Below are 21,745 nucleotides of genomic sequence, written 5' to 3' on the forward strand. Positions count from 1 at the left end.
TGCCCTATGGGCGGTGGAAGTGCTAATCAGGTAAATCTGGAATGGAGCAAAGGGGAAAAACAAGGTGACAGAGGTCTCGCTACTCAACCTGCTTCAAGACATGGAGATCAGCTTGCATCAAGCAAGTGTCCGAAATGACCCTGAGCAACTCAATCGTCTATTGCACAAAGACTTCCATGAAATTGGTAGTTCAGGGGCCTTCTATTCAAAAGCTGATACCGTTGAAAGCTTGCCGCTTCAAAGGTCTCGCGTTGATATCTTGGCGCGAAATTTCAAACTGACCGTGATATCTAAGGACGCTTGTCTACTGGTATACGAAGCCTCCCAATCCAGCCGCGACGGAGCACCAAGGCAATACGCACGGAGATCTTCAATCTGGAAGCTTGAGGCTGGAGTCTGGCAAATGCTATTCCATCAAGGGACGCCTACTCGCCCGTTTGATCCTGGCTAAACGGTGTCTGCTCGGTATTCGAACGACACAGGTACGGTGAACGTGGGTGGATCGGTTATACCAGGGCCAGGGTCTGCCGATGACATCGTGACGACGGTGACGCCCGCCTTCGTGTCTCTCGCATACAGTGGAAACAGTGCGCTCAGCTCACCCACAAGCGGGTTCGTTTTTGTCTTCCCGGTATTAGCCGGAGCCACAATGCTGACCTGGTAGACGCCGATGAAAGCGCGGTGATCTCCGGCAAGCGTGCTACTTGCGGTATCGCCTGGGAGCGCAAATGCCCGTAGGTAGGTCTCGCCGTCCGCAGGGTCATACTGGATATTCTCATACACGACCTTGATCGGCTCTGCCCGCGCCTTGCTCCAGGCAAGTAACTTGGCCTCGTAGATCGACGCGATAATGGCGTGGCTCATACCTGGTTGTTCCTTGTGGCTTCGTCGACGATCTGCTGGAAGCGGGCCAGAGTGATCCGGACCATGCCGCCGGGTGCCTGGGTTGAATGCCCATACTCCAGCGGGATGCCATACGGCAGGTTGTTGACGATGTAGGCCGTTTCGCCAGCCGTCAGTGCCTGGACCTGCAGTCGCAGCTTAGCCAGCGTCACGCCACCAGCCGGATCGACCTGATCAAGCGTGCCCTCCGCCGGCGTGCCGATGGAAAACTGCCAGTTCCCCCGAAACCGGCCGCCAACGTAGTCCTTGCCTGCCACCAAACCGTTCACGTTGAAGTTCTGGTCGCGCTCGGTCTTGGTCAGGGGCTTGGCGTATTTGACCCCGCGCCGCAGCTTGCCGGCCTTCGTGAAGTTTGATTCGTTGAGGTTGATGATCGTGTTGCGCACCGCGACATTGAAGTCGTAGTCATCGGCCGCCCGGGTGTTGCTCTGTCGATGAGCGACGTTCGCCGACCAGATCTCTGGATTGCCCACCGGCGACATTCGGATAACGCTGCTGCCGATCTCGATAACGATCTCTCGGATGGTTGCATCGATACCAGCCTGGGCTCGCTCAGCGAAGTCTCGAATGTTCTCGGCAAAGCTGCCGTTCATGCTCGCGTACTTGTTCGCCATGTCACTTCCTCAGCTGGGCCGTCCACGTTGCATCAGCCGGATCGGCGGACACGTTCATCACCCGCAGGTCGTTGATGATGTCGCCAATGGCTGGGGTAGCCGGTACCGTCGTTGGCACACCGGCCTCCGACACGAACAGTTCGTTTTGCAGCACCAGCAGCTTCTTGTCGGTAGTCTGGATGAGGGAACCGTCGATTTCCTTGGACAGGTAGCTGCCCAGAACACCGCGCCCCCTGTAAGTGACGGTGCTATCTGGCGTTTCGCCGCCCAGGTCAGGGTCATACTCGCCCGCGATCTTGCGCACGCCCGTCACGGGTTTAACCGCGTCGGCCAATCCATCAGGATCGTCGAACGACTCGGCCAATTCGGCCTGGATCTCTTCACGCATGCCCATGATCAGATCCTTTTCAGCATCATCACGCTGGAGCGCTTGATCCACGGTTCCAGCAGCACCATGGCGAAGTTGACGCCGGCTGACTGATCGGTGGAGCCTGCCACGTAGGTCTTGCTCACAGACGTGCCGGACTGCGCGGATACGGTCTTGCTCTGCACTTCCTTTTGCGTGGCCGTGAACAGCTTGCCCGCCGCTGCCTCTTTGGCAACCTGGGCGCCGGCTGTTTTGATCTCGGCCGGAACCGGATCAGGAACAGCCCGCTTAATCTTGGCTGTGAGCCAGGCGTTTGCCATAGTCACAGCAAGGACCGGATCACCGGTGCCGGACCAGTCAGGACCGAGCTGGGCGTCAACATCGGCAACGGTGATGAAGTCGGTCATGTGCTTGTCCTTATTCCGCTGGCACCAGGGCCTGCAGGTCTTCTTTCTTGGCGGACGGGTCGAAGGCAATGCCCTTCTCGGTCAGCCATTCTTTCAGCTCGGGGACCTTCATTTTCAGAGGATCGGTTTCTTTGATCTCTGAATCTTTGCCGTCGGACACCTTGATGCCGGCCGCTTGGTAGGCGTCGAAGATGTCCGGGGCATCGCCATCAACCACCACCTCGGTAGCGGAACCGATGACACCGAAGAATTCGCTCAGCAGGCGGTAGCACACGCCGCGCTCTTTGCCCGGCGTGTCCGTGTAGATCACTTTCATGAGTCACCTCAAAAGCACCCCAGCGCCCATAAAGACGCCAGGTTGTGTGGGTCGAATTACGGCGTGGTGGTACCGCTGATGACAGCGGCGAATGGGACCTGCTTGCGGCTGAACACACGCTGCCAGTTCGCAGCTGCTGCGTATTGGGTGGCGGTCGGGCTGAGGTTCTGAGCCTCGGAGCCCTTCCAGCTGAAGCCAGCAGGCTGGAGGATGTAGGTCTTCCGCTCCCACAGCACTTCGGCACCGCCGCCGTTACCTCCGCCGGGCTTACGCTCGAGCTCTACCGGCACTTTCGGCGTGCCTTCGCCGTAGCCGAAAGCGCCCTGGCCGAAGAACACGGACAAGTACTTGCCCGCGCCGTACACCAGGGCGTCGTCCATGAACACTGGCTTGCCGAGGTAGGTGGCCAGGATGATCTTGCCGTCGGAGTCACGCAGATACTCGATGAGGTCCTGCTTGACCATCTGGTTCATCACCACGGAGTGCACGCCGATAGCGCCGAACTGGTCAGCCGCATCGCCGGCGGTAAACGCGGCATCCTGGAAGGCATTCGCACTGATGGTCGCGCCCGCGTCGATGACCATGTCACCGCCGTTGTTCGCAATGTTCGAGGCGATGATGCCGCGAGCCGCGCCCAGGGTGTAACGCTGCCACTGGCGGGTCCAATAGGTGCCGAAGCGGTTGCGGATCTGCTGCTGAGGCTCGCTGTTCGCAAGTTCAGCGGTCAGGTCAGTAACACCGTAGCCTTTGTTGAGGTACAGAACCCGGGCACGCATGCTGTCCTGGGTGACCTTTCCGACTTCGCCCTGGTCATTCGGGTCGTCATTGCTGATGTTCGGGGCTTCATCAGCGTTCAGATCCTGCCAGTAGCTGATCTCGGCGGTGCCCTGGCTGCCGGAGGCGATCGCGTCCAGCACAGGCGAGCGAGTCACGATGCCCGATTCGTAAACAGCGGTCTTTTCCGGGCTGTTAACCGGCGCCAGCGAGGCGTAGTAATCGCCGACAAAGATGTCGGTCAGTTGGGTGGTTGCCATGAATTAGGTTCCTTTGGTGGCCTGGATTTTCTTGAACAGATCGGGATTGTCACGGGCGATCGCAGCGCGTTCGGTTTCCGTGTACTCACCCCACTTTTTCGTGGCCTTGCCACCGTTGTCGCCGGTCTGTCCGGCACCCTGAGCCCTTGGCCACAGGTGTGTTGCTGTTTCACGCAGCGATTCCGCCCATTCGAGCGGAGACAGCGGGGTTTTCCCGTCCTTCCCGTAAACGACCTCGCCGTCACGGTCGGTGGCAATGGCCTCACCGTCTTCACTGAGTTTGAAAGTGCCCCGGGCGCGCAGGATGATGTCCTCGGCGGCCTCTGGGAGCGCGCCGGCCTTGATGGCTGCAGCGCGGATGGAGTCGGCCAGCACCTTGTCGCTGTACTTGGCAGCGAAGGCTTCGGCCTTGTCGGCACGGGTCTTCTCGGCGGCCAGCTTGGTGTCGTAGTCGGTGCGCAGGCGCTCTGTGCGGCGAGTGATGACCTCGTCCAACTTGCCCTCGGCAATCAGCTTGGTCTCTTCATCCTGGCCAACCTTGGTCAGCAAACCTTTCACTGCGGCGATGTCCAGGCCTTCGAACTGGGACTTGAAACCGTCCAGCTCGGTCTTGGTGGTACGGAGCGAGCCAAGTAGCTCGGTGTTTTTGTTCTTGAGGCCCAGGGTTGCAGCCTCGACAGCTGCAGCAATGGCGCCCTGAACTGCCGGGTCGTCAAGATCAATCTGGTTTTCGTCTGCCACTTGGTGCACCCCTTGGGTTTGTTCGGCCCGCTTTGCAGGCATAAAAAAACCCAGCGTTCGCTGGGTTTTGAAAATCTCTTGTCATGACTACTTCGGAATAAAATCCGGCTGAAGCATTCTACCAACTTCGTCGTATCCCACTTGTCGCTCTCGCAGCTTTTCCAGCTGATCCGCTTTATGTCGCTCGCTCAAATCCATAACAAGCCTATTCAGAAGATTACTACTTACAACATGAGAGATACTTTCATGAGCAAAGTGAATTGCAATCTTTAACTTGGACTTAGACAGCGAATTTAAAGCATCAAAGTAAGCATCATTAAGTTGAGCACCAACTCGCCCTTGATGGATACCTTTCGAGCTAAGTTCGCTTACAAAGGGTGCTAGGAGCCAATCAGCAAAATCTGACAGGCTTTGCTTCTCCATAGAGATGAGCTGAAGCACCTCGCCGCGCTCAAGCTTATGCGGAAAACTCAATTGTAGGTTCTTCTTCTTTTCAAGCTTCGACTTATAGGATCCTTTACCAACAATTAAATCCACATCAACAACAGTAACAGGAATCAACCCCTCAGAAACAACGCTAAGGGACCAGTCCTCAATTGCATTGTTATCAAGAACCCGAGCTTTCATTCGCTCTTTATGTCTGTTCTCGTGGGATTGCCATAGAGCAAATACCACTGCAGAAAAGGTAGCCAGGCCGGCAAACCATTGCCCAATCGTTCCAGTAACGGATACATGATTAACTAGCCCGTCAACGTTGACCACTCCAACAACCATACCCAACGTGAAGGAAATCAAGACCATTGCAAAACTACTAATCAAGCGCTCACTCATAAATCCTCCTTGTGATCTCTTGAATGATAGCCTACTGCCTGCACCTGTTGAAGTCATCGAACGACGTAAAAACCTCGCATCACCAGGTAATCGGCGAATTGCGTCCTGCTAGGCGCGTATGGCGGCGGCCGCATGCGAAAGCCTGGCGTATCTCGGTTGAACCGCGTGCGCCGGCCATTCGGCTCAGTGCAATGCGTCGGCTCCTCGATCTGGAAGCCCTGCTCGACAGCATATAACTCGACGGCCAGCCGCACCTGGCCCCATTCAAGCTCAAAGGGGACGAATGTCTCCGACAGCGTCTGGTATTCGATCTTGCAGTCACGCCGGGGCCAGGCCATTGCCTGCTCAGGATTGGCTTTGCGACCCTTCCACTGGCGACCGTTGATGTCAGCGGCAGCACGCAGCAGGAGTTCGACCTGGTCAGCCTCTTCTTCAGGTATCCGGAATCCGTAGTAGTCGCGGTAGAAGGTCAGCTTCTCCAGCGGTACGAAGCTATTCGCGTCTGGCCTGCCCTTCCCATCCTCAACAATGATCTGCATGTGGTATCTCAATCCGGTGGAGCGCCGAGTGTAACGCCTGCTCGGGTGAACATGTCGGGCTCTGCGTTCTTCAGCTGCGCCAGGGTCAGCGGTTTGAACGACTTGTCGAGCTGCAGCTTGGCAAACTTCTCCGGAGTCAGCCCGCCATCGCGGAACAACTTGCCCCGGACCGGCCCAAGAGCATGGTCTTGGAACCTCGCCGGTTGCGTTGCCAGCCACTCGTAGTAGTTCAGACCTGCATTGACCTGCGCGCCCCCATTGTCGCCCACCGAAGCCCGCGTGGCGTCCTTGGCGAACATCTCCGAGAGCCTGGTGGTCGGCACCGTGGTTGACCGGCAGTTGATGTGCGCTGGCGGCAGCGGGCCTTTGCCAAGGTCGAAGCGCATCCCATCCAGGCCCTTGCACTGTTGCGAGGTCTTGCGGTCAAGCGTCGACACCCAACGATAGCCCAGCACCACGTCACTGTTGGCCTTAAGCGTCTCCATTCGTGCCGTGGTGGCCACATGCTGGATTGCCGTCTGCACCACGGCGGCAGCGTTGCGGTTGCTCACCGCCAGGACGCCGTCCGTGAAGTTTTGCGCCGCGGTGCCGCGAATCGCCTGGATGATCTGGGCATTGGTCTGGCCCTGGCCGAAGCCGAGCCGGATGGTGTTCGTGACACGCATCGTCTCGGTCCGCGTCCAGCCGCTGACGAAACTCTTCAGCAGCTTGCCGCCGTCGATGCCCTTTACCTGAAGCGGATAGGAGAACACCGCCGCACGGATCAGCGTGTTGGTCGGCACCACTGCGTCGATGGAGAGTGCATTGCTCAGGCTTTTAGCCTCGAAGGTTGACTCGTACAGCGCAATATCGACCAGATCGGCCTGCACCAGGTCGCCGTAGGCCTTGTAGATCTCCAACAGTTTGCCGTCCACCCGGGCCAGGAACTGCTCAAGGCGGTCCCGGCTGTAGGTGGTCAGCTCCTTGCGGGTGAGTTGATCCCGCACGAGCTTGTCGATCTGGCGCAGGTACTTCTCGAACTTCTTGACCTCGCCGGCCTTAAGCCGCTCCAGCATTACCGTGTGGCGGGTCGTCTGCTCCAGCAGTTGGCTGTCCGCCTGCGCCAGGTTTGTCGATGGCATCGTCTTTGTCCAAGTTGATGCCGGCCGACTCGCGCTCATCGCTGATCAGTTCGGCTTCGTCTTCGTATGGGCGCTCCGGCAGCTTGCCGGTGGTGAGGTACTGCCAGTAGGTGTCGGCGCTGATCGTTCCGGCCATCACTCCTTTCAGCAGTTCGGCGAGAACCTGGGCGTCGACCACTGGGGTCACGAACTCAGGGTTCACCTTGAACTTGACCTGCTTGGGGTCGTAGCCCTTCCACTCGGCGGCGTATCGCAACCCCTGCTCCACCGCCTCGGCCACGGTAATGACGATGCTGTGCAGCGTGGCGTGCTGATCGTTCTGGCGCGTCTTCCGCGCCTCGCCCGACTCTGTACCGCCGACGTCCATGACCTTGGCGCCCGCCTCAAGCGCGGCGTTCTTCTGGTCATCCATGGCCTTGCGCACGGCTTCGATGCCGGCGCCCTGGAACTCCAGGTAGCCGCAGGAACCGGAAGGCCCAAGATCCCATGCCGCCGATGGGCCGGTAACGCTCAACTCCACCGCCTCATCCAGACCAGAGACCCACGGCTGCGGGTGGCTGGTCTGATGCAGCGACGTGAAGTAGTCAGCGCTCAATTGGTAGGACTTAAGCGCGGCCCGCGCCATGGTCAGCAGCGGCACCTCGTCGACGTCCGGGGAATTGTCGGTGGAACCGCAGTAAATCACGGGCAGGTATGGCAGGCCTTTGACGAGCCGGTTGTCGGTACCAGTGGTACCCAGCGGCCTCTCGTCCTCGACCAGCTCACCGCCTTCATTCCGCACGGCGGTGTAGCAGACGTCGTTCAGCATGAAGAACTCACGGAAAACGGTGTCGCAATCATGGCTGTATCGATCGCCGCCCTTCTTGCGGAACTCGCGGAACACCGAAAGGACCAGATCCTGCCGTCCGCCCTGATCAGCAGTGTCCCAATTGATGGCGTTGCGGGTGGCGTACGTCGAGAAGTATGGCTCGCCGCTCTCGTCGATGTTCACCACCAGCGGTACCCGGCCGTGGGAAATGGCCTGGCGCACCATCCGGAAGAACAACTGCTTCAGGCCGAAGCCGTCGGCTGTGGCGTTGTCCTCCAGCCCTTTCAGGCCAGACGGTAGTTCGATCTCAGGAATCAGCCGAGACACCAGCCCCATCATCGAGCGCAACGAGTCGCGCACCCAATGCTCGTACTGAGCCCGGCTGGTGTAGTTCTCGTAGAGGTACTTGTTGCCGGCGCCGTCGAGCTTTTCCGCCTCAACCATACCGCTCGGCTTGGGCAGGTTGCGCTCGTTGCGCTTCACGGCGCACTCACCCTCGAGCGCGTCGTCCATCATCTCCCACTCCGCGATGTGCGCGTCGTAGTCGGGGTTTGTCGATTGCACTGGCATCAGGCCAAGCCTCCAATTCGGCGTGTTCCGCCTGTGCGTGTTTTGATCGGATAGCGCTTGGCAATGAAGTAGCCAGGGGCGTCCACGAGGTGGTCGTATCCGGCCTTCTTGTCGGGCTCACCCTTGTCCGTGTAGATCTGCCGCTCCAGGCACTGCGTATATTTCGGGCATTGGTCAACGTTGACCAGGTAGCGGTGCTCGCCATACGTGTTGGCGAACATTGCGCACATGGCGTTGACCCTGTCTTTAACCGCGGGGTTGGTCGAATGCACCACTACGGTGAAACCAGCCTTCCTGAGCAGTGATAGATCAGACTCGCTCGCGCTCTTGCTGCTTGTGTTCTGGCCGCTGGCGTCTGGGTAGATCGCAATGCTGTGATCAGGGAAGCGAAGCTTGATCTTCTCAATCATCTCCGGTGTGTCACGCACCTCGGAGAACTCGCTGAGGGCCAATGGCAGATCGTCACGGATGACATGAACCACGGCGGCCATCTTCATGACGTTGAAGTCCATGCCGATGTGAAGCGCCTCGCCGCGCTTGATCGTCTCGCTGGTTCGGTTCACCTCACGATTGAACGTGTAGTAGACAACGCCCTGGTAGTTCTCGAAGCTGGCCTCGTATTCTTGCCGGAAGGTCCGAGGGTCCATCTTGCGGCGGGCAGCTTCCAGTTCTTCAGCCGGAACGTTGCCGCCGTCGAGTGAGGTGTAGAGCCAACTCTTGTGATCGGGCTCATGGCCTGGCCGACCATCAAGGAACGTGTCGTAGCAATGGTTGAAGCCCTTCGGCGTGCCGATGCGCAGCGCGTGACCACCTTTTCGCATGCCGATGCCCGGTATCGAGTATTGGCAGGTCGAGAGCATCGGCCGAAGGACTTCTTCCCATGCTTCCCACGGGCAGTCCGCCCATTCATCCACCAGGACGAAGAACAAACCGGAGCCGCGCAGGTTGTCGTAGTTGTCGAGCCCGACCACGCGCATAACGTGTCCGGATTTGAGCGTGATCGAGCACTCAGTCTCGTTTGGGCGGTGCGCGCGCCATGCTTCAGGGATCGCCTGCTTCAGGCGGCGCCAGAACACACGTTTGGCCTGTTTGAACGTCGGTGCGCCGTACCAGATCTCGTCCTCAACGCTTACTCCCCACTCAGCAGCGAGCCGAGCAGCGCGGCGCATTTCAGCTTTGCCCAGAAACGTTTTGCCGAACCGTCGACCACAAACCGCATCGCGGAAGCGGGCCTCAGGCTGGAAGCCCCAGCAGTAAATGTTCGCCTGCTTGGGCGTCAGTTTTACCGGTGGGTCAAAGGTACGGGGCAGCGGGGACATTCTCATCAGGCTCCAAGGTGTACTCAGCAACGGCGTGCTGCTGGTCAGCGTGGGAGCCCAAAGGCTTTTCAGGTTCAAGGCGGCGATTCACGTAGGCATCGCCCACTTCTTTGGCGGCCTGCTCATACAACTGAGCAGTCAGCGCCAGATTGCGCATGCTCTCAGCCTTCTCGGCCAGCCGCCCAAGACCGCGAAGTCGGTACGCGCGATTGGCAATGGGGATATCGGTTGTCTCTTCACGGAATCGCTTGCGAGCAGCGTGGAACAGGTCCACCCAGGTCTTGCCGAGCTTCTGCCCGGCAAACTTTGTCGGGTCGTGCGTTTCGCATTGCTGTCGGGTGATCTCAATCCCGAATTCTGTCTTGACCGCTGCTACCACCTGGGACGGCGTATCGAAGCAGGCCAGAGCCTGAACGATGAAGGCTTTGACCTCGCTTCGTAGTACTGCCATATGGTTGTCATCCGTCAATACCTGTCATGGAATCAGGCCGACTTGAGCAGACAGGTTCCGCAGGCCCTCGCAATGTTCAATTTCCCCACCTCAGCAGGTCTGTTTGCAGCATCCACCAACGCTTGAACGTCAGGGCTCGCACCATAGCGGCGGACAACCCCGACGAACTCTCCGACGTCGTGGCCCTGCAGCTTGATCTTAGGTGCACCGTCTTGGGTGAATGCTGGTTGACCGTACTTGTCGGTCGCGTGAGCCAGGTGATACAGCTCGTGTTCGATCAAGGCGCAGAACTCAAGGTCGCTGCACTGGGCGCAGTAGTCAGCGGCCAGCGTGATGATGAAAGCCGGCACATCGCCGAACCAGTCACGCATCTGCTGCTCCATCCGGGCTTTCTGCCAACCGCCGGCGCGGAACGCTACCTGCTCGGCGTGGCCCAGGACAGTGCGGCCCTGCTTCTCGAAGCTCGACGACGCCCACATGATCCGGATGTCTGCATCCAGTAGGTGAGCATGGTCTTCGTTGTGAATGATGCCGGTGTCGGCAAGGATCTCGGCTTGGAGCCATTCCCATACCTCGGGAGCTGGGGTAATGCAAACACCAAAGTCGGACAATTCAAGCAGCGATAGTGGCGGCATTGGTCGAATCATATCGTGACCTTCTCTTGCCGCCTTTCAAGCTTGCGGGTATTCATGAACAGTTTTCTTGTTTAACAAAGAGAGATCATGGATACGTTATTTACGGTCTTCGCGGCCGGCGTAATGCCAATAATGGCAATCGTGCTTGCAGTCCTAGCATATCGACACAACATGAAAAAATGGCGATCACGGATTGACGCAGAGCTGCAGACAGCTTTGGAGAAGCTGGGAGTTAGCGCTTACACATTGATTGTGGACAAGCTGACTTCGCCAAGCACTGACAGAACAGCTGACGTCTACCGTATCCTGCACGATGATCAGGACCATTATTTCCTGTTCATGAAAATCGGAGAGCAACCCGCGGTGCTCAAACCTCTAAGCAAGGAGCGAGCCTTACTGGCGGCACGTATGAATGGATAAGTAGGTTGACTGAGCAGGTAACTCTAATCCGCGCCACGATTTGGCGCATTCGAAAACGTGGCGCGGATGAGCCAGGTATACTCCGCCAAATTTGATTTTTTCGAGACTCAAACCCATGCACGGACGCCTGTATCTCATCGCTTTACTTATCGCTGGCCCAGCAATGGCTGTGGAGCCCTCTCGCTACAGCTACGACGAAGCCCCAACTGACGGCTACATGTATGCCGTTAGGTATCAGCAAGCCAAACTGGCTTGTGAATCGCTGCCTGATGACCTTGAGGCGGACTATGCGAAAGCCATGCGCCTTACAAAAGAAGCGAATACCGAATTTGAGCGATCTTACGCCAAAGGTTTAACGGCAAATCTCAGGTGGCGCAAACCCGCAACGCCCGAAGATCAGCAGTTGGAGTGTGATCAAAGTCAGCATGCTTTGCGTGTGACGGTAAGCCTCGCCCGTCAGTGGTTTCCAGGGGGATGGTAGGCCCTCGCATTACTTGGCTCTGCGCTCGACACCGCCAGGTGCCTTGTTACAGTTCAGGCAGTGCTCGCAGTTCAGCGTCCGGCACAGCCAGACCTTCACCCGCTGCCAGTACGTGACCATGAAGATATGCCGTGCACCGGCCAGGGCCAGAGCGACATGCAGCGTCAGTCCGGCGGTAGTGGGGCCGAAGAAGATGTTCTGGCTGCGCACCATCACGACAAAACCGGTGATGGCGATCGTCGAGTAGATCAGCTTCCCAAGGATGCCGTCCCTCACCTTCCCGCTCAGTACGCACCAGGCTGCCCACAGCGCGATAAGGCCGCAGGCGATGGAGTTGATCAGTTCAAGATTCATGGTGGATTGCCTCCCCCGAACCGCTGGCGAATTAGCGCCCAGAGGTCAGCGGCTTTGATGGCTCGGTTGATTGCTGCCAGGAGCGAGCCGCCGAACGTACCCAGGAGAAAACCAATCCCGGCGACTATTTTGGGCTCCGTGACATTCAGGTAGGCGCTGACCATGCTCGTCAGGTACAGCGAGCAGGCAACCCCGGTGATCAAGAACACCATCCAGGCGCGCCAGTCAGACAAGTCGTCCTTGTGCCACCAGCTCGCAACGACAGCCCCAATCAGGCCCGCAATCAGCAATTCGAACCTGTCGATCTTGTCGAGCAGGCGCTGTAGATACTCCATGCGCTCGACTCCGTGGGGCATGTTTGGGAATTGAATCGGCTCCAGCAGCACTCCCTGCTCAGAGCGAAGGGTGTGGTGGGGCCGAAAACGAAAAGGCCTCGCACGATGGCGAGGCCCTGAATAGGTCCCTCATCAGCGTGACAAGTCAGAGGCTCTGAGGGCTTTGGGAAATTTAGGCATCAAAAAACCCGGCGCGGTGGCCGGGTTCCTGTGCACATCAAATCGAATGACTGTAGAAAAGTGCGTAAGACTCAATGCCATCGTTCGGTTCTTTGATGCCGGCGTTTGAATAGTGAGTAACCCGGACACCTACCTTCTGCGTATCACCGAACTTCAAGCCTGCGCCAATTCGGTCTTCGAAGTTGAAGGAAGATCCGAATTTCTGGTCGCCAGCGTTGGTGCCCGAAAATATTGCAACACCGACGCCGGCCTCGATGAACGGCTTGATGTCGCCTTGACCAAACTCGTAAACGAACACAGGGGAGAAGGAAACAGAGTGGCGAGCACCAGCCTCTTTTCCCGACTCCCAATATGTATAACCCAGGTCCCAGTATCCGGTCAGCTTACCTGTAGAGCTTTCCAGCCATGCCTTGTCCCAGTTGAATCCCAGTGCTGTACGGGCAGTCAAGCCGCCTTGGCTAGTCGCGCCGAGGGCACCTGATAGTTCTACAGCTTGAGCGCCGTTACAGACCGCGCAAAATAGCAACGCCGATAGGATAATTTTCTTCATTTTGTGACCAACAAGTTCTAAGGAAAGATCGCTTAAGTGACAGCGGCACTATGAGTCAATGTGCCATCAATTCGTTCTCAAAATTCCTTAAATAGCGTTTTTGCCACCTTCGTTGGCAGAAACAGCGCAGGTACATTTCGCTTTTTCCGAGCTTGGCGCTTGGTACAGATGCGGGCGAAAGGGGTCTAGGACCGGTGCACGCTTTATCGGGGTAAGGGCGCTTAAATTAAGAAATACAGATGTCGCCTATGCAAATTCAACTTCCCTCCCTTCGCTAGCCCAACGGAGCTGAATGCAAAAAGCCCCGCGCAATCGCGGGGCCTTCAATACTGCAGAGCTCAACTGCGCCGAGATAAACGTAAAGAGGTGAGTTGCACGGTCGATTATATCGATATGGCTTAATCGTTATTACTAATTAATCCAAGCGTAAAGCCATCTATGGATGAAATTTTCCCGCGCCAAAGCGCGCCTGTCTCGCCAGGAATTGACGACGATGTACCTAAGTAGGTTCTAGCATCTTCGAGGTGTAGGAACTGGAAGGGGGCGTCCTCTTCGGGAGACTCAGCTCCGGGAGTCACATTGAAACCAAGAATTATGTCTTGGATCGCATCTGCATTGTGATCACCTTTCTCCCTGAAGGGGGCGGAAAAGCTTTCGGCAAGCCTCTCAAAATACACTGCGTGGGGGATCAATTTGCCCGATATTACTGACCCACCGACAGATAAGGTGATACCAATGCTTAGCGATGCTCGATTGGAGCTTTTAACAAGCCACTGCAATAGCCAATCAGTCTGGCGCCCTTCCCACTGTGTTTTTGTGAAGGCTTTGTCGTTGAGTAAATCCAATTCCTCTACGACAGTTTTGGTCTGACCTTGAGATTCGTGCATTAGAGACTCCATCCGGCTGGAAACTGAGTCTCATCTATACATCAACTTGGCACCCACAAAAAAGCCCAGCGTGTTTGCTGGGCTTTCAATGTGAATCCCTAACGCGCAGGATCGACAGATTGAATAAATAATCTCTCACTTTCTCATTCGTTGCAATGGCTATTAGCTAAGCGGCACAACTTTCGATTAGGCCTTCCGCATCAAGTAGTTCCTGAGCGGCGGTTAGCGCCTCGTTCACCTGGTCATCCAGCACCTTGCGAATCGTCGAACGCCACCGGTACCGAGTCGACTCTGGTTTGCCGTCGTTGTCCCAATTGGTGATGTCGTACCATGCGGCGGGCAATACTGCAGATGAACGCTTGCCCTCGGCACCGGCGACTTGCGGGATAGCCCAAGTGAGCACGGCGCATTCACGGAAGCGCTTCGGGGCCGGCGTCTTCACCGAGTGCAGAAGCTCCAGAATGGCGCCGTGCTTACGCTCCTCATGGGTGGAATACTTCGCCACGAGTACTCGCCAGTGCGCCGGGGTGAGAGCCTTGTGCAGCCGGCCGAACACCCAGCAGTCCTGGAGAAAAGCGGCCTCCTTACCAACGATCTCCCCCTTCTGCTTGGCGCACTGCACCTTGGGCTCGAAGTCACAGCCGCCGGCGGAACTGATGGTTTCGGCCGCGAGGGCTCGAACTACTGCTGAAACAACGTTGCGATAGGTCATGCTGCGGCCCTCCGAGGCAATTTCTGTTCACATTTTTTGCAGCGGTCCCAGTTGCCAGGCTCGAACATCGGCATTTTGTCCGTGCTCACCGTGTCGACCCCGCAGATCGATCGCCAGAAATATACCCTCCCCTGCGTGGTGATCGCAGCGAACCCCTTTTCCTGAATGAAGTAGTGGGCTTTACCCGTTATGGGAAACACCGGCTTGAGCCAGCCCATCGAGGGCCTGCTTGCTCCGCCAGTTATTTGCGAAACCTGCGTCATGCTGCAGCCCTCTTCAGTTCTCTGGTCTTTGCCCGGTATTTGGCCTTGATGGCCTTAATCTCATCCACGGTGTACTTGCACGGCGCGTGCAGACCTTCCAGCCAGGCCACCTTCTCGGCGCCGATGCGCAGTACCAGGCGAATGCGGTACTCCACGGCATTGCCGGATAGGTTGCGATTGCACTTCACGCACTGGCGATGAATGTTCAGCGGCTCGAAGCGCAGCTCCGGGCAGGCGCCGACGGATCGGTAGTGTCCGGCGTCCCACCGACTGCCGGTCATGAGGTCGTTGTCATTGGGCGTCGAATCGCAGCTGATGCAAGGCAGATGCGCATCACGCAGCCGCACGTACTCGTTCACCGCTGCCTGGGCTTCGCGCAGATGGTCCGCCCGGGTTTTCAGTTTCTCCTTGCGGACCTTGATGTTCTTGCGCTCAATGTCGCCCAGGGCCTTGCGCGCCTTCGGCTCATGCCTGGGCGCGTCGATCATCGCGCAGGCCGGACTGCACACCGCCTGGCCCATGCGCGAAGGCACGAATGAGGCCCTGCAGGTAGCAACGCGGCATTTCTTCGGCTTGGCCGGCTTCCGTTCAATGGTCATACAGCCTCCTTGGCTTTCTGCTGCTCATGGGTGAAGTCGCCGCGCAGGGGCATGAGGTGGCGCTCCTGAACCAGGCATATTCCGCCAAGGTCTACACGGCCCTCTTGGAGAGTTGTTGCAAAAAGACCAGAAGCCTCAACCATCCAGCATTCAGGGCCTTTATTCACGGCCCGCCTACCATCCGGAAGGTTGAAACAATCATTCGTGCGCAGCTTGATGACCAATTCGACAGCCATCACGATATTTGGGGATGTGCCCTTGCTTGAGCTTGCGATCAGCGCCAAGTCGCCCGGCTTGAAGTTAATGCTCATGCGGCCTCCTTGAATGCTTCGAACTCGGCCATTTCGGTCAGGCGCTCTTCGGTGAGCGTCGGCCAGTCATGCAGAACCAGGTACGCGCAGCATTGGCGCCAGAAGTCTTGGAATGTCTCCTCCCCCATCGAGTCGTATGAAAGGCTGCGCGGCGTCTTGCGGGTGAGCTGGCCCAGGCCAGGTATGTCGAATGCTTCCTCGTCGCAGTAGACGCCAGACTCCAGTTGCAGGGCCTTGATCGCGTCGTGGGACTGCTTGCCGGAAAACCGGTCTATGTTCTGGCTCAGCACCCGGCCCAAGCCATGAACCAAACCGTTGAACCGTGGGTTGCGCGGCTGCTTGAGGTCGGCGCGGATCTTGGTGTTGATGCGGAAATCCCGCTCGCGAAGGATCGACCGATCAGCGTCGGAGGACGGCACAAAAGCGGCCACCTCCTTGCCGGTGGCTGGATCTACCAATCGGCGCAGCACCAGGTACACGGGCATTGGTCGGGGTTTGGTTGGCTTGGTCATTGCGCTGCCCTCTTCGCTTCCAGATCCCGGGCCTGCTTAATCAGCAGCGCGCGGCGATCAGCTAACTCATTTGCCGCATCAATCCGCATTTCGGTTTTCCGCTCAGCACTGGCCTTCCGCATTTCCATCATCGAGTTCCTCACCAGCTCCAGCTTCTGGCGAATCGCCGGCTCTGGCCGGGTGACGTTGCCTGTGAGCAGACCTGCGATAGCGCGTCCGTCTTCGGTGACAGGCTCGACACTAAGGTCTGCCAGGTACTTCTGGCCGTGTTCGCGCGGAATGCGCTTCAGCTCCATCGCCTTGGTCACAGCTTGGATTCGGCGGTTGGCGTCGAAGCCTACGGAAACGTGCCAGTTGACCGGCGTCGCATCCTCACGGGACTGGCCCACGAACCGCTGGTAGGCATCAATAAACGCCATGCGTGCGCCGATTTTGTCACCGCCATCCAAGATGGGTTTCGCAGCGACCAGCGCAAGCTGGATCTCGTCGGTCAGCACCACGGTTTCGAATTCGTCGTTGGTACTCATGGCGATGGCCCAGGCCTCGTCCTTGCCCGGGCGTCCGTCGGAGGTCTGAACACGCTGCAGGATGTCAGCCATAGCCAGCTTGCCCTTCACCTCAAAGCGACATGCTTTCAACGCGGCTTTGACGACGGGCACCGGGTAGGCGCAGAGGTCTTCAGCCATCATCGCGGCGGTGCCTGGGTTCATTTCCTGCCCCATGGCCTCGGCGGTTGCGCAGATGGCAGCGGCCAGCCCGGCAACCTGCTGATCATTCATTTCAGAGGTATTCATTGCGGTCACCTGCTTGGCGTTTGGCCAGAACCATCTGAGCGGCCTGCTCCGCTGCGGACAGGTTGGCCTCGGTTCGTTCCATCTGGCGGGCAGTTGTGCCGTTGACGCGCTGCCCGGTCACCCACTGGGTGTGATAGCTCTCGGCGTTGACCAGCAGCTCGTTGACGCTGTGGCACTTACGCAGAACGGCGGCATCGCTGGCTTTCAGGAAGTGGGCGGCGACGTGGTGGGCGACGTCAGCACCAAGGCGGTCAACCAGCAGCGCCATCTGCTTGCCAATCTTTGCGTTCCACACTGGCCAGGCGCCGTAACGCTTGCGGTAGGCCATGGCGTAGTTCGCCCAGACCTTAAAGGTTTTGCAGGTCTGGTCTTTCGGCCCCGGCATGTCGGCCGGAATCTCAACTCGTGGTTGCTGGGGAACGAATGGCACGACCTGTCCCGTCACGACCTTGGCGGTAGCCTGGGGCGTAATTGGTTCAATGACCGGTTCTATGACTGGTTCAAGAGAGTTACTGATTCTGGGTGCAGCTGCTGCACTACCCTCTGGTGCAGGAGATTCACTAGGGAGTGAACCTGCTGCACTACCCTGGTGAATCTGCTGCACTACCCCTGGTGCAGGAGGTGCACCACCCCCATCGAGAGTGAGGAAGTAAACGTTCGACGAGTTTCCCTTCGGACCACCCTTACGGATTTCCTTACGCAGCAATCCCGCGTCACACAGAGCTGTGATGTGGTTCATGACAGAGCGCTTGCTGATCTCGCACTGATCGGCGATGTGCTGATAAGACGGCCAGCACTCGCCTACATCGCTGGCGTTGTCGGCCAGCTTGATCAACACAAGCTTGCGCAATGGATTGCCGACGCGAAGTTTCATTGCGGCGACCATAAGGCCCATGCTCATATCAAGCCTTCCCGACCTTTGCGGCCAATTCAAGAAAGCGATCCACGTACCAATGAGGCTGCGTCTCGCGGGGGCATTGAGGACTGGTGAGGTTCTTGCCGTAGGCCATGCCCTTCTCGGTAACGGACCAGAAGTCGACGGTTTCCTGTTTGGAGTTTTTGCGCTGGAGCAGAGTTAGAAAGCCGTGGGTTTGGAGCGCGAGGTTGAAGGCACGTGCGGTGCTGGCAATTGCGTGATCTTTGATCAGGCCAGTCATGGCCTTGGTCGGCATTGAAGACCCGCCAGCGGCGTCTGGGGCAGCATCGACGGCATAGCCTGGGAGGAACTTGGCATCCAGCCCGTTGTTGGCGGCGATCTTGGCCAGCATCAGCATTTTGCTGGAGTTGGCGGGCTTCAACAGGCGGTCTAAGCATTCCAGGATGGCGAGCTCGCCGACGATCTTGGAATTGTTCGGGCCTTTGGTAGAAAAGGTGCCGGTCTTGCGGATGCTCGGCAGCACCTGGCCCACCACCCACTCTTCAAACTTCTCGGCGGCCGGCAGCTTGGACTTCATCACCAGCCGGTACAGGTCCCGCTCCGGGATGATGGTCATGAAACCACCACCCTGTTTCGGGGTAGTGGTCGCGGCCTTGCAGTGACGGGCCACGGCGTTCTCAGGCTTGGAGTAGCCTAGGGCGTCGGCGACATCGCGAGCAACAAACCATGGGTCGCCGAGCTTGTCGGTGATAACCCGGATCGCGGCGCCGTCGAAGTCGAACGGGATAACTGAGGAGTTGCGCGCCACGTTTTCAGATTGCGAAAAACGTGGCGCGAGATTGGTAGTGCTATTGATATGTGGCGGGGTTTGCATATAATCGGCCTCACAAAGTGTTATCGAATTAGCCGACCTCGACCGTCGGCTTTTTTGTGCCTGGGTTTCAGATCCGCTTAATTCATAGTGCGAACCCGATGGGCACCGATTTCCGCGCATGCGCGGGAAATCAGTAAACAGATTTCAAATTTCGCTGGACCGAAGCGAGCAACTGCTCGGCACGGCGCCCCAACTCACCCGCCTTCGCTTCAACCTGGCGGCACTGCTTGGCGAATGCCGGTAGGTGCGGCAGATCCAGTTCGCACATCACCTGGTCGTCAAACACTTCGCTGCCGGTGTCGATCACGTCGCCCAAGGCGCGGATCAGTGCACCGAAGCTCTTGTTTGCGCATTGGTCGCTGGTCATCTGGCGGGCACCGGTCAAGCCGTGGCGGCTCGCCAGCTCGTTTAGGCAGTGATCACGGTATTCGGGCTCAAGGGCGTTGACCCACGACTCTTCCAGCCACGACGGCATTTCTTGATCACCGGACAGCCAGCGCTGAACACGCTTGAGCCAGCGGCCGGTTGCTTTCACGAACTCATTCACGTCGCCGGTCAGCTCCGCAGAATTGAAGTCCGGGACGTCTTTCTTCTTGGCTCGATCAGGAATCGACAGGTGCAGTTCGCGGCTCAGCGCCTGGGCGAAGTCGTCTTGGCTCAGACTGGTACGGGCGATCTGGTTTTGAGCATGAGCGACCAGCACCTGATCACGGGTTTGTACGGTGTGTCTGGAACTGGACGTTTGCATGGGGACTGCTCTCTTCTAATCTGGCTTCAATGGAACGGCGGACAGGGATGTCAGGCGGCCTGAGCCTTCTTTGCTGCCTTGAACTTTCCTTTGGAAAGGACCTGAATCTGGTACTGCCGGGATTCGGGGATAGTTTCCCCCCACATGGTCACGGCACTTGGGCGAATACCCAGAGCCAATGCCAGCTTTGTCTTGCTGCCGAAGAATTCGGCGACTTCATGCGTATTCATTTCGCATCCTCGTTCGACCCTGGCCCAATTTCAGCATGCTTAAGTTATCGAGTCAACGGCGTTTTCTGGCTACTGCATGCTTAAATTCAGTTAACTTAATATTGAGTCCATGGAAAGACACGAACGTATTGCCCGAGCCATACAGCTCAGCGGGAAAAAGAAAGGGGAAATTGCAGCGCTCTGCGGTGTTGCGAATTCGGCCGTCACTCAGTGGATTACCGGTGAGAGTAAAAGCCTTAGGCCGGAGAACCTTTACGCCCTAGCGAAAGCGACCGGTTTCCGGGCTGAGTGGCTTGCTATTGGTGAGGGTGAAGAGCGCGAGGCTTCAGAATCGAACGTCTCCCCCGCCGCGCAACCCACCAAATCATTCCGCTACCCGGTAGTGAGCTGGGTTGCAGCTGGCGCCTGGGCGGAAGCAGTGGAGCCCTACCCGGCCGGAATTTCGGACACCTACGAGTTCTCAGAGTACGACTCCAAAGGCCCGGCGTTCTGGCTGACAGTTAAAGGTGACTCGATGACCGCACCCGCCGGCCAGAGCATCACTGAAGGCACTCTGATCCTGGTGGACACTGAGGCCGAAGTCGCCCCAGGCAAGCTGGTGGTAGCCAAGCTGCCAGACAGCAACGAAGCGACGTTCAAGAAGCTGGTCAGCGATGGCGGTCGACTGTTCCTGAAGCCGCTGAACCCCAGCTACCCAATCGAGGCCGTCGACGAGAACTGCCGGATCGTGGGCGTGGTGGTCCAGGCGCTGCAGAAGTTTTACTGATCCGCAAGTATGCCGTGGCGGATATGCCCGGGCGATTAAATCGAGATATCGCGAGCTGAGTAGCGCTCGTATACACAAGGGAATGTGGTAATGAATGTCTTTCGGATCGCGACTCTAATAGTCGCCCCGCTTTTTATCTCCGGCTGCTTCAGCACGCCAAAAGAAAAAACAGAATACGAAAAACAGATCGACGCAGTACCGATGCCTGTTACGGAAGCTGAGCGTCTAGAGCAATGCCGTACCTTCAAGCTAGCCTCAGATCGCCAGCAGGCTGAGGATTTCGTGCAATACGCACTGCGGTCCAAGATGGGCGCCTCGGATTCGGAATATATCGAGACTCAAGCTCTTAGAAATCGCCTTAGAGCCATGAAGTGTCCTGGGTATGGCCGGTTTTCCTGATGTTACTGCCCGGAGTGAGCCCATGACTGCATGGCGAGAGCAGAGCTTCTGGAGCAAAGTTGGGGTAATTGCTTGCCTGGCTTTCCTCATAATGATTCCCGGCTATTCCGACGCAGCTGATCTTAGCTGGGGATCATCGGGCCGCAAACGAGTCTTCAGCCCAGGATTCGTTGTTCTCTGTGTTTTCGTGGCTGCGACTGAGCTGATAGCGCTGAACCACTTCTACGGTGTGCATGGATAAGGTGAAGGTGGGAAGGATGTGCGGGGTAAAAGTTAACTGAGACGTGGAGTCATCCAAGGCTCCATTACCAGCGCCGGGCTTTTTGTTTCTGGCAAGCGGCCCACTTTGCTATGGTGGCGTTCTCTGATCGCAATGGAAGCTTCGAATGATGCACGCATGGAAGAAGCTGGCAATCGCTGCAATGATGCTGATCGGCAGCCAGGTAACGGCGAATGAAAAGGCCACTCCGTTCGATAAGGTGATGACCTATACATCTATCCTACCAACCGCTTTGACGACGTTGCCCAGCTATACAACGGACGATTCGCAGAAACCACTCAAAACAGCAAAAACCGATGCACTTGCATTCATAGGATCAGACGGCGAAATTCGCGGCGCTCAGTTTGAGCAGGCTTCCAGGTACTACAGGGCGACCTACAGCTCGCCTTTGATGAGCGACATGCAACTGGCTCAGGCGATTGCATCGTCCTTCTGAATTCACCGAATTTCTTCACTCAAGCAATATCTCGACACGCCGATGCCCTGATACTGCATTCCGCAGTGCATGGAGGCTCTA

The 21,745-nt window shown here is 57.5% G+C and carries 35 protein-coding genes; 7 read left to right on the top strand and 28 right to left on the bottom strand.

Annotated elements, in window-relative coordinates; all coding sequences use genetic code 11:
* The first annotated feature begins 100 nt into the window (after positions 1-100).
* Positions 101-451: a nuclear transport factor 2 family protein gene (locus OSC50_RS26055; protein WP_350355779.1), complete on the top strand. Its 351-nt coding sequence runs from the start codon at positions 101-103 to the stop codon at positions 449-451.
* On the opposite strand, the gene OSC50_RS12450 is transcribed toward OSC50_RS26055, so the two are convergent.
* From OSC50_RS12450 to OSC50_RS12515, 14 genes are all read right to left on the bottom strand, one after another.
* Positions 448-864 (bottom strand): phage tail terminator-like protein, encoded by a 417-nt coding sequence (locus tag OSC50_RS12450; protein WP_266249232.1) that lies wholly within the window; start codon positions 862-864, stop codon positions 448-450. The two genes, OSC50_RS26055 and OSC50_RS12450, sit on opposite strands and share 4 nt — an antisense overlap.
* Positions 861-1,517 carry a hypothetical protein gene (locus OSC50_RS12455; protein ID WP_266249230.1) on the bottom strand — a complete coding sequence of 219 codons (657 nt, stop codon included), beginning with the start codon at positions 1,515-1,517 and terminating at the stop codon, positions 861-863. The genes OSC50_RS12450 and OSC50_RS12455 overlap by 4 nt, the downstream gene beginning before the upstream one ends.
* 1 nt (position 1,518) lies before the next feature.
* The gene (locus OSC50_RS12460) at positions 1,519-1,911 is read right to left on the bottom strand and encodes a hypothetical protein (RefSeq protein ID WP_266249228.1); all 393 of its coding nucleotides are present in this window, start codon (positions 1,909-1,911) and stop codon (positions 1,519-1,521) included.
* Positions 1,912-1,913: 2 nt separating this feature from the next.
* Entirely contained in the window at positions 1,914-2,291 is a 378-nt protein-coding gene (locus OSC50_RS12465) for a hypothetical protein (RefSeq protein WP_034097528.1), read from the bottom strand.
* Between the two features lie 10 nt (positions 2,292-2,301).
* Positions 2,302-2,607, bottom strand: a complete 306-nt coding sequence (locus OSC50_RS12470) for a HeH/LEM domain-containing protein (protein WP_266249225.1) — start codon at positions 2,605-2,607, stop codon at positions 2,302-2,304.
* A gap of 56 nt (positions 2,608-2,663) precedes the next feature.
* Positions 2,664-3,641, bottom strand: a complete 978-nt coding sequence (locus OSC50_RS12475) for a major capsid protein (protein WP_012724055.1) — start codon at positions 3,639-3,641, stop codon at positions 2,664-2,666.
* A gap of 3 nt (positions 3,642-3,644) precedes the next feature.
* Positions 3,645-4,382, bottom strand: coding sequence for a hypothetical protein (locus OSC50_RS12480; RefSeq protein ID WP_266249222.1), 738 nt, complete (start codon positions 4,380-4,382; stop codon positions 3,645-3,647).
* Between the two features lie 87 nt (positions 4,383-4,469).
* On the bottom strand, positions 4,470-5,213 hold the full coding sequence (locus OSC50_RS12485) for a hypothetical protein (protein ID WP_266249220.1): 744 nt from the start codon (positions 5,211-5,213) through the stop codon (positions 4,470-4,472).
* Positions 5,214-5,266: 53 nt separating this feature from the next.
* Positions 5,267-5,752 carry a DnaT-like ssDNA-binding protein gene (locus OSC50_RS12490; protein WP_266249218.1) on the bottom strand — a complete coding sequence of 162 codons (486 nt, stop codon included), beginning with the start codon at positions 5,750-5,752 and terminating at the stop codon, positions 5,267-5,269.
* A gap of 8 nt (positions 5,753-5,760) precedes the next feature.
* On the bottom strand, positions 5,761-6,873 hold the full coding sequence (locus OSC50_RS12495) for a minor capsid protein (RefSeq protein ID WP_266249216.1): 1,113 nt from the start codon (positions 6,871-6,873) through the stop codon (positions 5,761-5,763).
* Complete coding sequence (locus OSC50_RS12500; protein WP_266249214.1) at positions 6,791-8,251, bottom strand: DUF4055 domain-containing protein; 1,461 nt, start codon at positions 8,249-8,251, stop codon at positions 6,791-6,793. The genes OSC50_RS12495 and OSC50_RS12500 overlap by 83 nt, the downstream gene beginning before the upstream one ends.
* The gene (locus OSC50_RS12505) at positions 8,251-9,570 is read right to left on the bottom strand and encodes a phage terminase large subunit family protein (protein ID WP_266249212.1); all 1,320 of its coding nucleotides are present in this window, start codon (positions 9,568-9,570) and stop codon (positions 8,251-8,253) included. The genes OSC50_RS12500 and OSC50_RS12505 overlap by 1 nt, the downstream gene beginning before the upstream one ends.
* On the bottom strand, positions 9,545-10,021 hold the full coding sequence (locus OSC50_RS12510) for a DUF2280 domain-containing protein (RefSeq protein ID WP_181079759.1): 477 nt from the start codon (positions 10,019-10,021) through the stop codon (positions 9,545-9,547). The genes OSC50_RS12505 and OSC50_RS12510 overlap by 26 nt, the downstream gene beginning before the upstream one ends.
* 32 nt (positions 10,022-10,053) lie before the next feature.
* Entirely contained in the window at positions 10,054-10,668 is a 615-nt protein-coding gene (locus OSC50_RS12515) for a putative metallopeptidase (protein ID WP_266249209.1), read from the bottom strand.
* Positions 10,669-10,743: 75 nt separating this feature from the next.
* Between OSC50_RS12515 and OSC50_RS12520 the strand changes: the two genes are divergently transcribed.
* Both OSC50_RS12520 and OSC50_RS12525 read left to right on the top strand, forming a co-directional pair.
* On the top strand, positions 10,744-11,076 hold the full coding sequence (locus OSC50_RS12520; RefSeq protein WP_034097511.1) for a hypothetical protein: 333 nt from the start codon (positions 10,744-10,746) through the stop codon (positions 11,074-11,076).
* A gap of 115 nt (positions 11,077-11,191) precedes the next feature.
* Positions 11,192-11,557, top strand: coding sequence for a hypothetical protein (locus tag OSC50_RS12525; RefSeq protein ID WP_040267822.1), 366 nt, complete (start codon positions 11,192-11,194; stop codon positions 11,555-11,557).
* Positions 11,558-11,566: 9 nt separating this feature from the next.
* On the opposite strand, the gene OSC50_RS12530 is transcribed toward OSC50_RS12525, so the two are convergent.
* From OSC50_RS12530 to OSC50_RS12595, 14 genes are all read right to left on the bottom strand, one after another.
* On the bottom strand, positions 11,567-11,911 hold the full coding sequence (locus OSC50_RS12530) for a hypothetical protein (RefSeq protein ID WP_253507345.1): 345 nt from the start codon (positions 11,909-11,911) through the stop codon (positions 11,567-11,569).
* Positions 11,908-12,246, bottom strand: a complete 339-nt coding sequence (locus tag OSC50_RS12535; protein ID WP_010211438.1) for a hypothetical protein — start codon at positions 12,244-12,246, stop codon at positions 11,908-11,910. Before OSC50_RS12535 ends, OSC50_RS12530 begins: the two co-directional genes overlap by 4 nt.
* Positions 12,247-12,463: 217 nt before the next feature.
* Positions 12,464-12,976 carry an acyloxyacyl hydrolase gene (locus OSC50_RS12540; RefSeq protein ID WP_266249198.1) on the bottom strand — a complete coding sequence of 171 codons (513 nt, stop codon included), beginning with the start codon at positions 12,974-12,976 and terminating at the stop codon, positions 12,464-12,466.
* 398 nt (positions 12,977-13,374) lie between these two features.
* Complete coding sequence (gene gvpU, locus OSC50_RS12545; RefSeq protein ID WP_266249196.1) at positions 13,375-13,863, bottom strand: gas vesicle accessory protein GvpU; 489 nt, start codon at positions 13,861-13,863, stop codon at positions 13,375-13,377.
* Positions 13,864-14,029: 166 nt separating this feature from the next.
* Positions 14,030-14,575 carry a hypothetical protein gene (locus OSC50_RS12550; protein WP_266249194.1) on the bottom strand — a complete coding sequence of 182 codons (546 nt, stop codon included), beginning with the start codon at positions 14,573-14,575 and terminating at the stop codon, positions 14,030-14,032.
* On the bottom strand, positions 14,572-14,838 hold the full coding sequence (locus OSC50_RS12555) for a hypothetical protein (protein WP_266249192.1): 267 nt from the start codon (positions 14,836-14,838) through the stop codon (positions 14,572-14,574). Before OSC50_RS12555 ends, OSC50_RS12550 begins: the two co-directional genes overlap by 4 nt.
* The gene (locus OSC50_RS12560) at positions 14,835-15,437 is read right to left on the bottom strand and encodes a recombination protein NinG (protein ID WP_266249190.1); all 603 of its coding nucleotides are present in this window, start codon (positions 15,435-15,437) and stop codon (positions 14,835-14,837) included. Before OSC50_RS12560 ends, OSC50_RS12555 begins: the two co-directional genes overlap by 4 nt.
* Positions 15,434-15,748 (bottom strand): hypothetical protein, encoded by a 315-nt coding sequence (locus tag OSC50_RS12565; protein ID WP_266249188.1) that lies wholly within the window; start codon positions 15,746-15,748, stop codon positions 15,434-15,436. The genes OSC50_RS12560 and OSC50_RS12565 overlap by 4 nt, the downstream gene beginning before the upstream one ends.
* Positions 15,745-16,260 (bottom strand): hypothetical protein, encoded by a 516-nt coding sequence (locus OSC50_RS12570; RefSeq protein ID WP_266249186.1) that lies wholly within the window; start codon positions 16,258-16,260, stop codon positions 15,745-15,747. Before OSC50_RS12570 ends, OSC50_RS12565 begins: the two co-directional genes overlap by 4 nt.
* Entirely contained in the window at positions 16,257-17,054 is a 798-nt protein-coding gene (locus OSC50_RS12575) for a hypothetical protein (protein ID WP_266249185.1), read from the bottom strand. The genes OSC50_RS12570 and OSC50_RS12575 overlap by 4 nt, the downstream gene beginning before the upstream one ends.
* A complete protein-coding gene (locus OSC50_RS12580; protein ID WP_266249183.1) occupies positions 17,041-17,955 on the bottom strand; it encodes a helix-turn-helix domain-containing protein in 915 nt (304 codons plus the stop codon). Before OSC50_RS12580 ends, OSC50_RS12575 begins: the two co-directional genes overlap by 14 nt.
* Position 17,956: 1 nt before the next feature.
* A complete protein-coding gene (locus OSC50_RS12585; RefSeq protein ID WP_266249181.1) occupies positions 17,957-18,805 on the bottom strand; it encodes a BRO-N domain-containing protein in 849 nt (282 codons plus the stop codon).
* Between the two features lie 130 nt (positions 18,806-18,935).
* Positions 18,936-19,553 carry a DUF8585 domain-containing protein gene (locus OSC50_RS12590; protein ID WP_266249179.1) on the bottom strand — a complete coding sequence of 206 codons (618 nt, stop codon included), beginning with the start codon at positions 19,551-19,553 and terminating at the stop codon, positions 18,936-18,938.
* A gap of 50 nt (positions 19,554-19,603) precedes the next feature.
* Positions 19,604-19,783, bottom strand: a complete 180-nt coding sequence (locus OSC50_RS12595) for a Cro/CI family transcriptional regulator (protein WP_058415369.1) — start codon at positions 19,781-19,783, stop codon at positions 19,604-19,606.
* A 109-nt stretch (positions 19,784-19,892) separates the two neighbouring features.
* Here OSC50_RS12595 and OSC50_RS12600 point away from each other — a divergent pair, with 109 nt between their 5' ends.
* The 4 genes from OSC50_RS12600 (at position 19,893) to OSC50_RS12615 (ending at position 21,664) form a co-directional block, all read left to right on the top strand.
* Positions 19,893-20,549, top strand: coding sequence for a LexA family protein (locus OSC50_RS12600; RefSeq protein WP_173603477.1), 657 nt, complete (start codon positions 19,893-19,895; stop codon positions 20,547-20,549).
* Positions 20,550-20,639: 90 nt separating this feature from the next.
* Positions 20,640-20,948, top strand: coding sequence for a hypothetical protein (locus OSC50_RS12605; RefSeq protein ID WP_266249175.1), 309 nt, complete (start codon positions 20,640-20,642; stop codon positions 20,946-20,948).
* A gap of 22 nt (positions 20,949-20,970) precedes the next feature.
* A complete protein-coding gene (locus OSC50_RS12610; RefSeq protein WP_266249174.1) occupies positions 20,971-21,189 on the top strand; it encodes a hypothetical protein in 219 nt (72 codons plus the stop codon).
* A 148-nt stretch (positions 21,190-21,337) separates the two neighbouring features.
* Positions 21,338-21,664: a DUF2388 domain-containing protein gene (locus OSC50_RS12615; RefSeq protein ID WP_266249727.1), complete on the top strand. Its 327-nt coding sequence runs from the start codon at positions 21,338-21,340 to the stop codon at positions 21,662-21,664.
* Positions 21,665-21,745 lie beyond the last annotated feature (81 nt).

The sequence above is a fragment of the Pseudomonas quebecensis genome (assembly GCF_026410085.1).
Classification (GTDB): Bacteria; Pseudomonadota; Gammaproteobacteria; order Pseudomonadales; family Pseudomonadaceae; genus Aquipseudomonas; species Aquipseudomonas quebecensis.

Coding starts and splice junctions, on each gene's coding strand:
- OSC50_RS12570 (WP_266249186.1), bottom strand. CDS start 16,260: ATGACCAAGCCAACCAAACCCCGACCAATGCCCGTGTACCTGGTGCTG.
- OSC50_RS12455 (WP_266249230.1), bottom strand. CDS start 1,517: ATGGCGAACAAGTACGCGAGCATGAACGGCAGCTTTGCCGAGAACATT.
- OSC50_RS12450 (WP_266249232.1), bottom strand. CDS start 864: ATGAGCCACGCCATTATCGCGTCGATCTACGAGGCCAAGTTACTTGCC.
- OSC50_RS12575 (WP_266249185.1), bottom strand. CDS start 17,054: ATGAATACCTCTGAAATGAATGATCAGCAGGTTGCCGGGCTGGCCGCT.
- OSC50_RS12475 (WP_012724055.1), bottom strand. CDS start 3,641: ATGGCAACCACCCAACTGACCGACATCTTTGTCGGCGATTACTACGCC.
- OSC50_RS12595 (WP_058415369.1), bottom strand. CDS start 19,783: ATGAATACGCATGAAGTCGCCGAATTCTTCGGCAGCAAGACAAAGCTG.
- OSC50_RS12495 (WP_266249216.1), bottom strand. CDS start 6,873: ATGCCATCGACAAACCTGGCGCAGGCGGACAGCCAACTGCTGGAGCAG.
- OSC50_RS12490 (WP_266249218.1), bottom strand. CDS start 5,752: ATGCAGATCATTGTTGAGGATGGGAAGGGCAGGCCAGACGCGAATAGC.
- OSC50_RS12555 (WP_266249192.1), bottom strand. CDS start 14,838: ATGACGCAGGTTTCGCAAATAACTGGCGGAGCAAGCAGGCCCTCGATG.
- OSC50_RS12540 (WP_266249198.1), bottom strand. CDS start 12,976: ATGAAGAAAATTATCCTATCGGCGTTGCTATTTTGCGCGGTCTGTAAC.
- OSC50_RS12515 (WP_266249209.1), bottom strand. CDS start 10,668: ATGATTCGACCAATGCCGCCACTATCGCTGCTTGAATTGTCCGACTTT.
- OSC50_RS12530 (WP_253507345.1), bottom strand. CDS start 11,911: ATGAATCTTGAACTGATCAACTCCATCGCCTGCGGCCTTATCGCGCTG.
- OSC50_RS12565 (WP_266249188.1), bottom strand. CDS start 15,748: ATGAGCATTAACTTCAAGCCGGGCGACTTGGCGCTGATCGCAAGCTCA.
- OSC50_RS12470 (WP_266249225.1), bottom strand. CDS start 2,607: ATGAAAGTGATCTACACGGACACGCCGGGCAAAGAGCGCGGCGTGTGC.
- OSC50_RS12535 (WP_010211438.1), bottom strand. CDS start 12,246: ATGGAGTATCTACAGCGCCTGCTCGACAAGATCGACAGGTTCGAATTG.
- OSC50_RS12465 (WP_034097528.1), bottom strand. CDS start 2,291: ATGACCGACTTCATCACCGTTGCCGATGTTGACGCCCAGCTCGGTCCT.
- OSC50_RS12560 (WP_266249190.1), bottom strand. CDS start 15,437: ATGACCATTGAACGGAAGCCGGCCAAGCCGAAGAAATGCCGCGTTGCT.
- OSC50_RS12525 (WP_040267822.1), top strand. CDS start 11,192: ATGCACGGACGCCTGTATCTCATCGCTTTACTTATCGCTGGCCCAGCA.
- OSC50_RS12510 (WP_181079759.1), bottom strand. CDS start 10,021: ATGGCAGTACTACGAAGCGAGGTCAAAGCCTTCATCGTTCAGGCTCTG.
- OSC50_RS12590 (WP_266249179.1), bottom strand. CDS start 19,553: ATGCAAACGTCCAGTTCCAGACACACCGTACAAACCCGTGATCAGGTG.
- OSC50_RS12500 (WP_266249214.1), bottom strand. CDS start 8,251: ATGCCAGTGCAATCGACAAACCCCGACTACGACGCGCACATCGCGGAG.
- OSC50_RS12605 (WP_266249175.1), top strand. CDS start 20,640: ATGAATGTCTTTCGGATCGCGACTCTAATAGTCGCCCCGCTTTTTATC.
- OSC50_RS12505 (WP_266249212.1), bottom strand. CDS start 9,570: ATGTCCCCGCTGCCCCGTACCTTTGACCCACCGGTAAAACTGACGCCC.
- OSC50_RS12460 (WP_266249228.1), bottom strand. CDS start 1,911: ATGGGCATGCGTGAAGAGATCCAGGCCGAATTGGCCGAGTCGTTCGAC.
- OSC50_RS12610 (WP_266249174.1), top strand. CDS start 20,971: ATGACTGCATGGCGAGAGCAGAGCTTCTGGAGCAAAGTTGGGGTAATT.
- OSC50_RS26055 (WP_350355779.1), top strand. CDS start 101: ATGGAGATCAGCTTGCATCAAGCAAGTGTCCGAAATGACCCTGAGCAA.
- OSC50_RS12520 (WP_034097511.1), top strand. CDS start 10,744: ATGGATACGTTATTTACGGTCTTCGCGGCCGGCGTAATGCCAATAATG.
- OSC50_RS12585 (WP_266249181.1), bottom strand. CDS start 18,805: ATGCAAACCCCGCCACATATCAATAGCACTACCAATCTCGCGCCACGT.
- OSC50_RS12485 (WP_266249220.1), bottom strand. CDS start 5,213: ATGAGTGAGCGCTTGATTAGTAGTTTTGCAATGGTCTTGATTTCCTTC.
- OSC50_RS12600 (WP_173603477.1), top strand. CDS start 19,893: ATGGAAAGACACGAACGTATTGCCCGAGCCATACAGCTCAGCGGGAAA.
- OSC50_RS12580 (WP_266249183.1), bottom strand. CDS start 17,955: ATGAGCATGGGCCTTATGGTCGCCGCAATGAAACTTCGCGTCGGCAAT.
- OSC50_RS12550 (WP_266249194.1), bottom strand. CDS start 14,575: ATGACCTATCGCAACGTTGTTTCAGCAGTAGTTCGAGCCCTCGCGGCC.
- OSC50_RS12615 (WP_266249727.1), top strand. CDS start 21,338: ATGCACGCATGGAAGAAGCTGGCAATCGCTGCAATGATGCTGATCGGC.
- gvpU (WP_266249196.1), bottom strand. CDS start 13,863: ATGCACGAATCTCAAGGTCAGACCAAAACTGTCGTAGAGGAATTGGAT.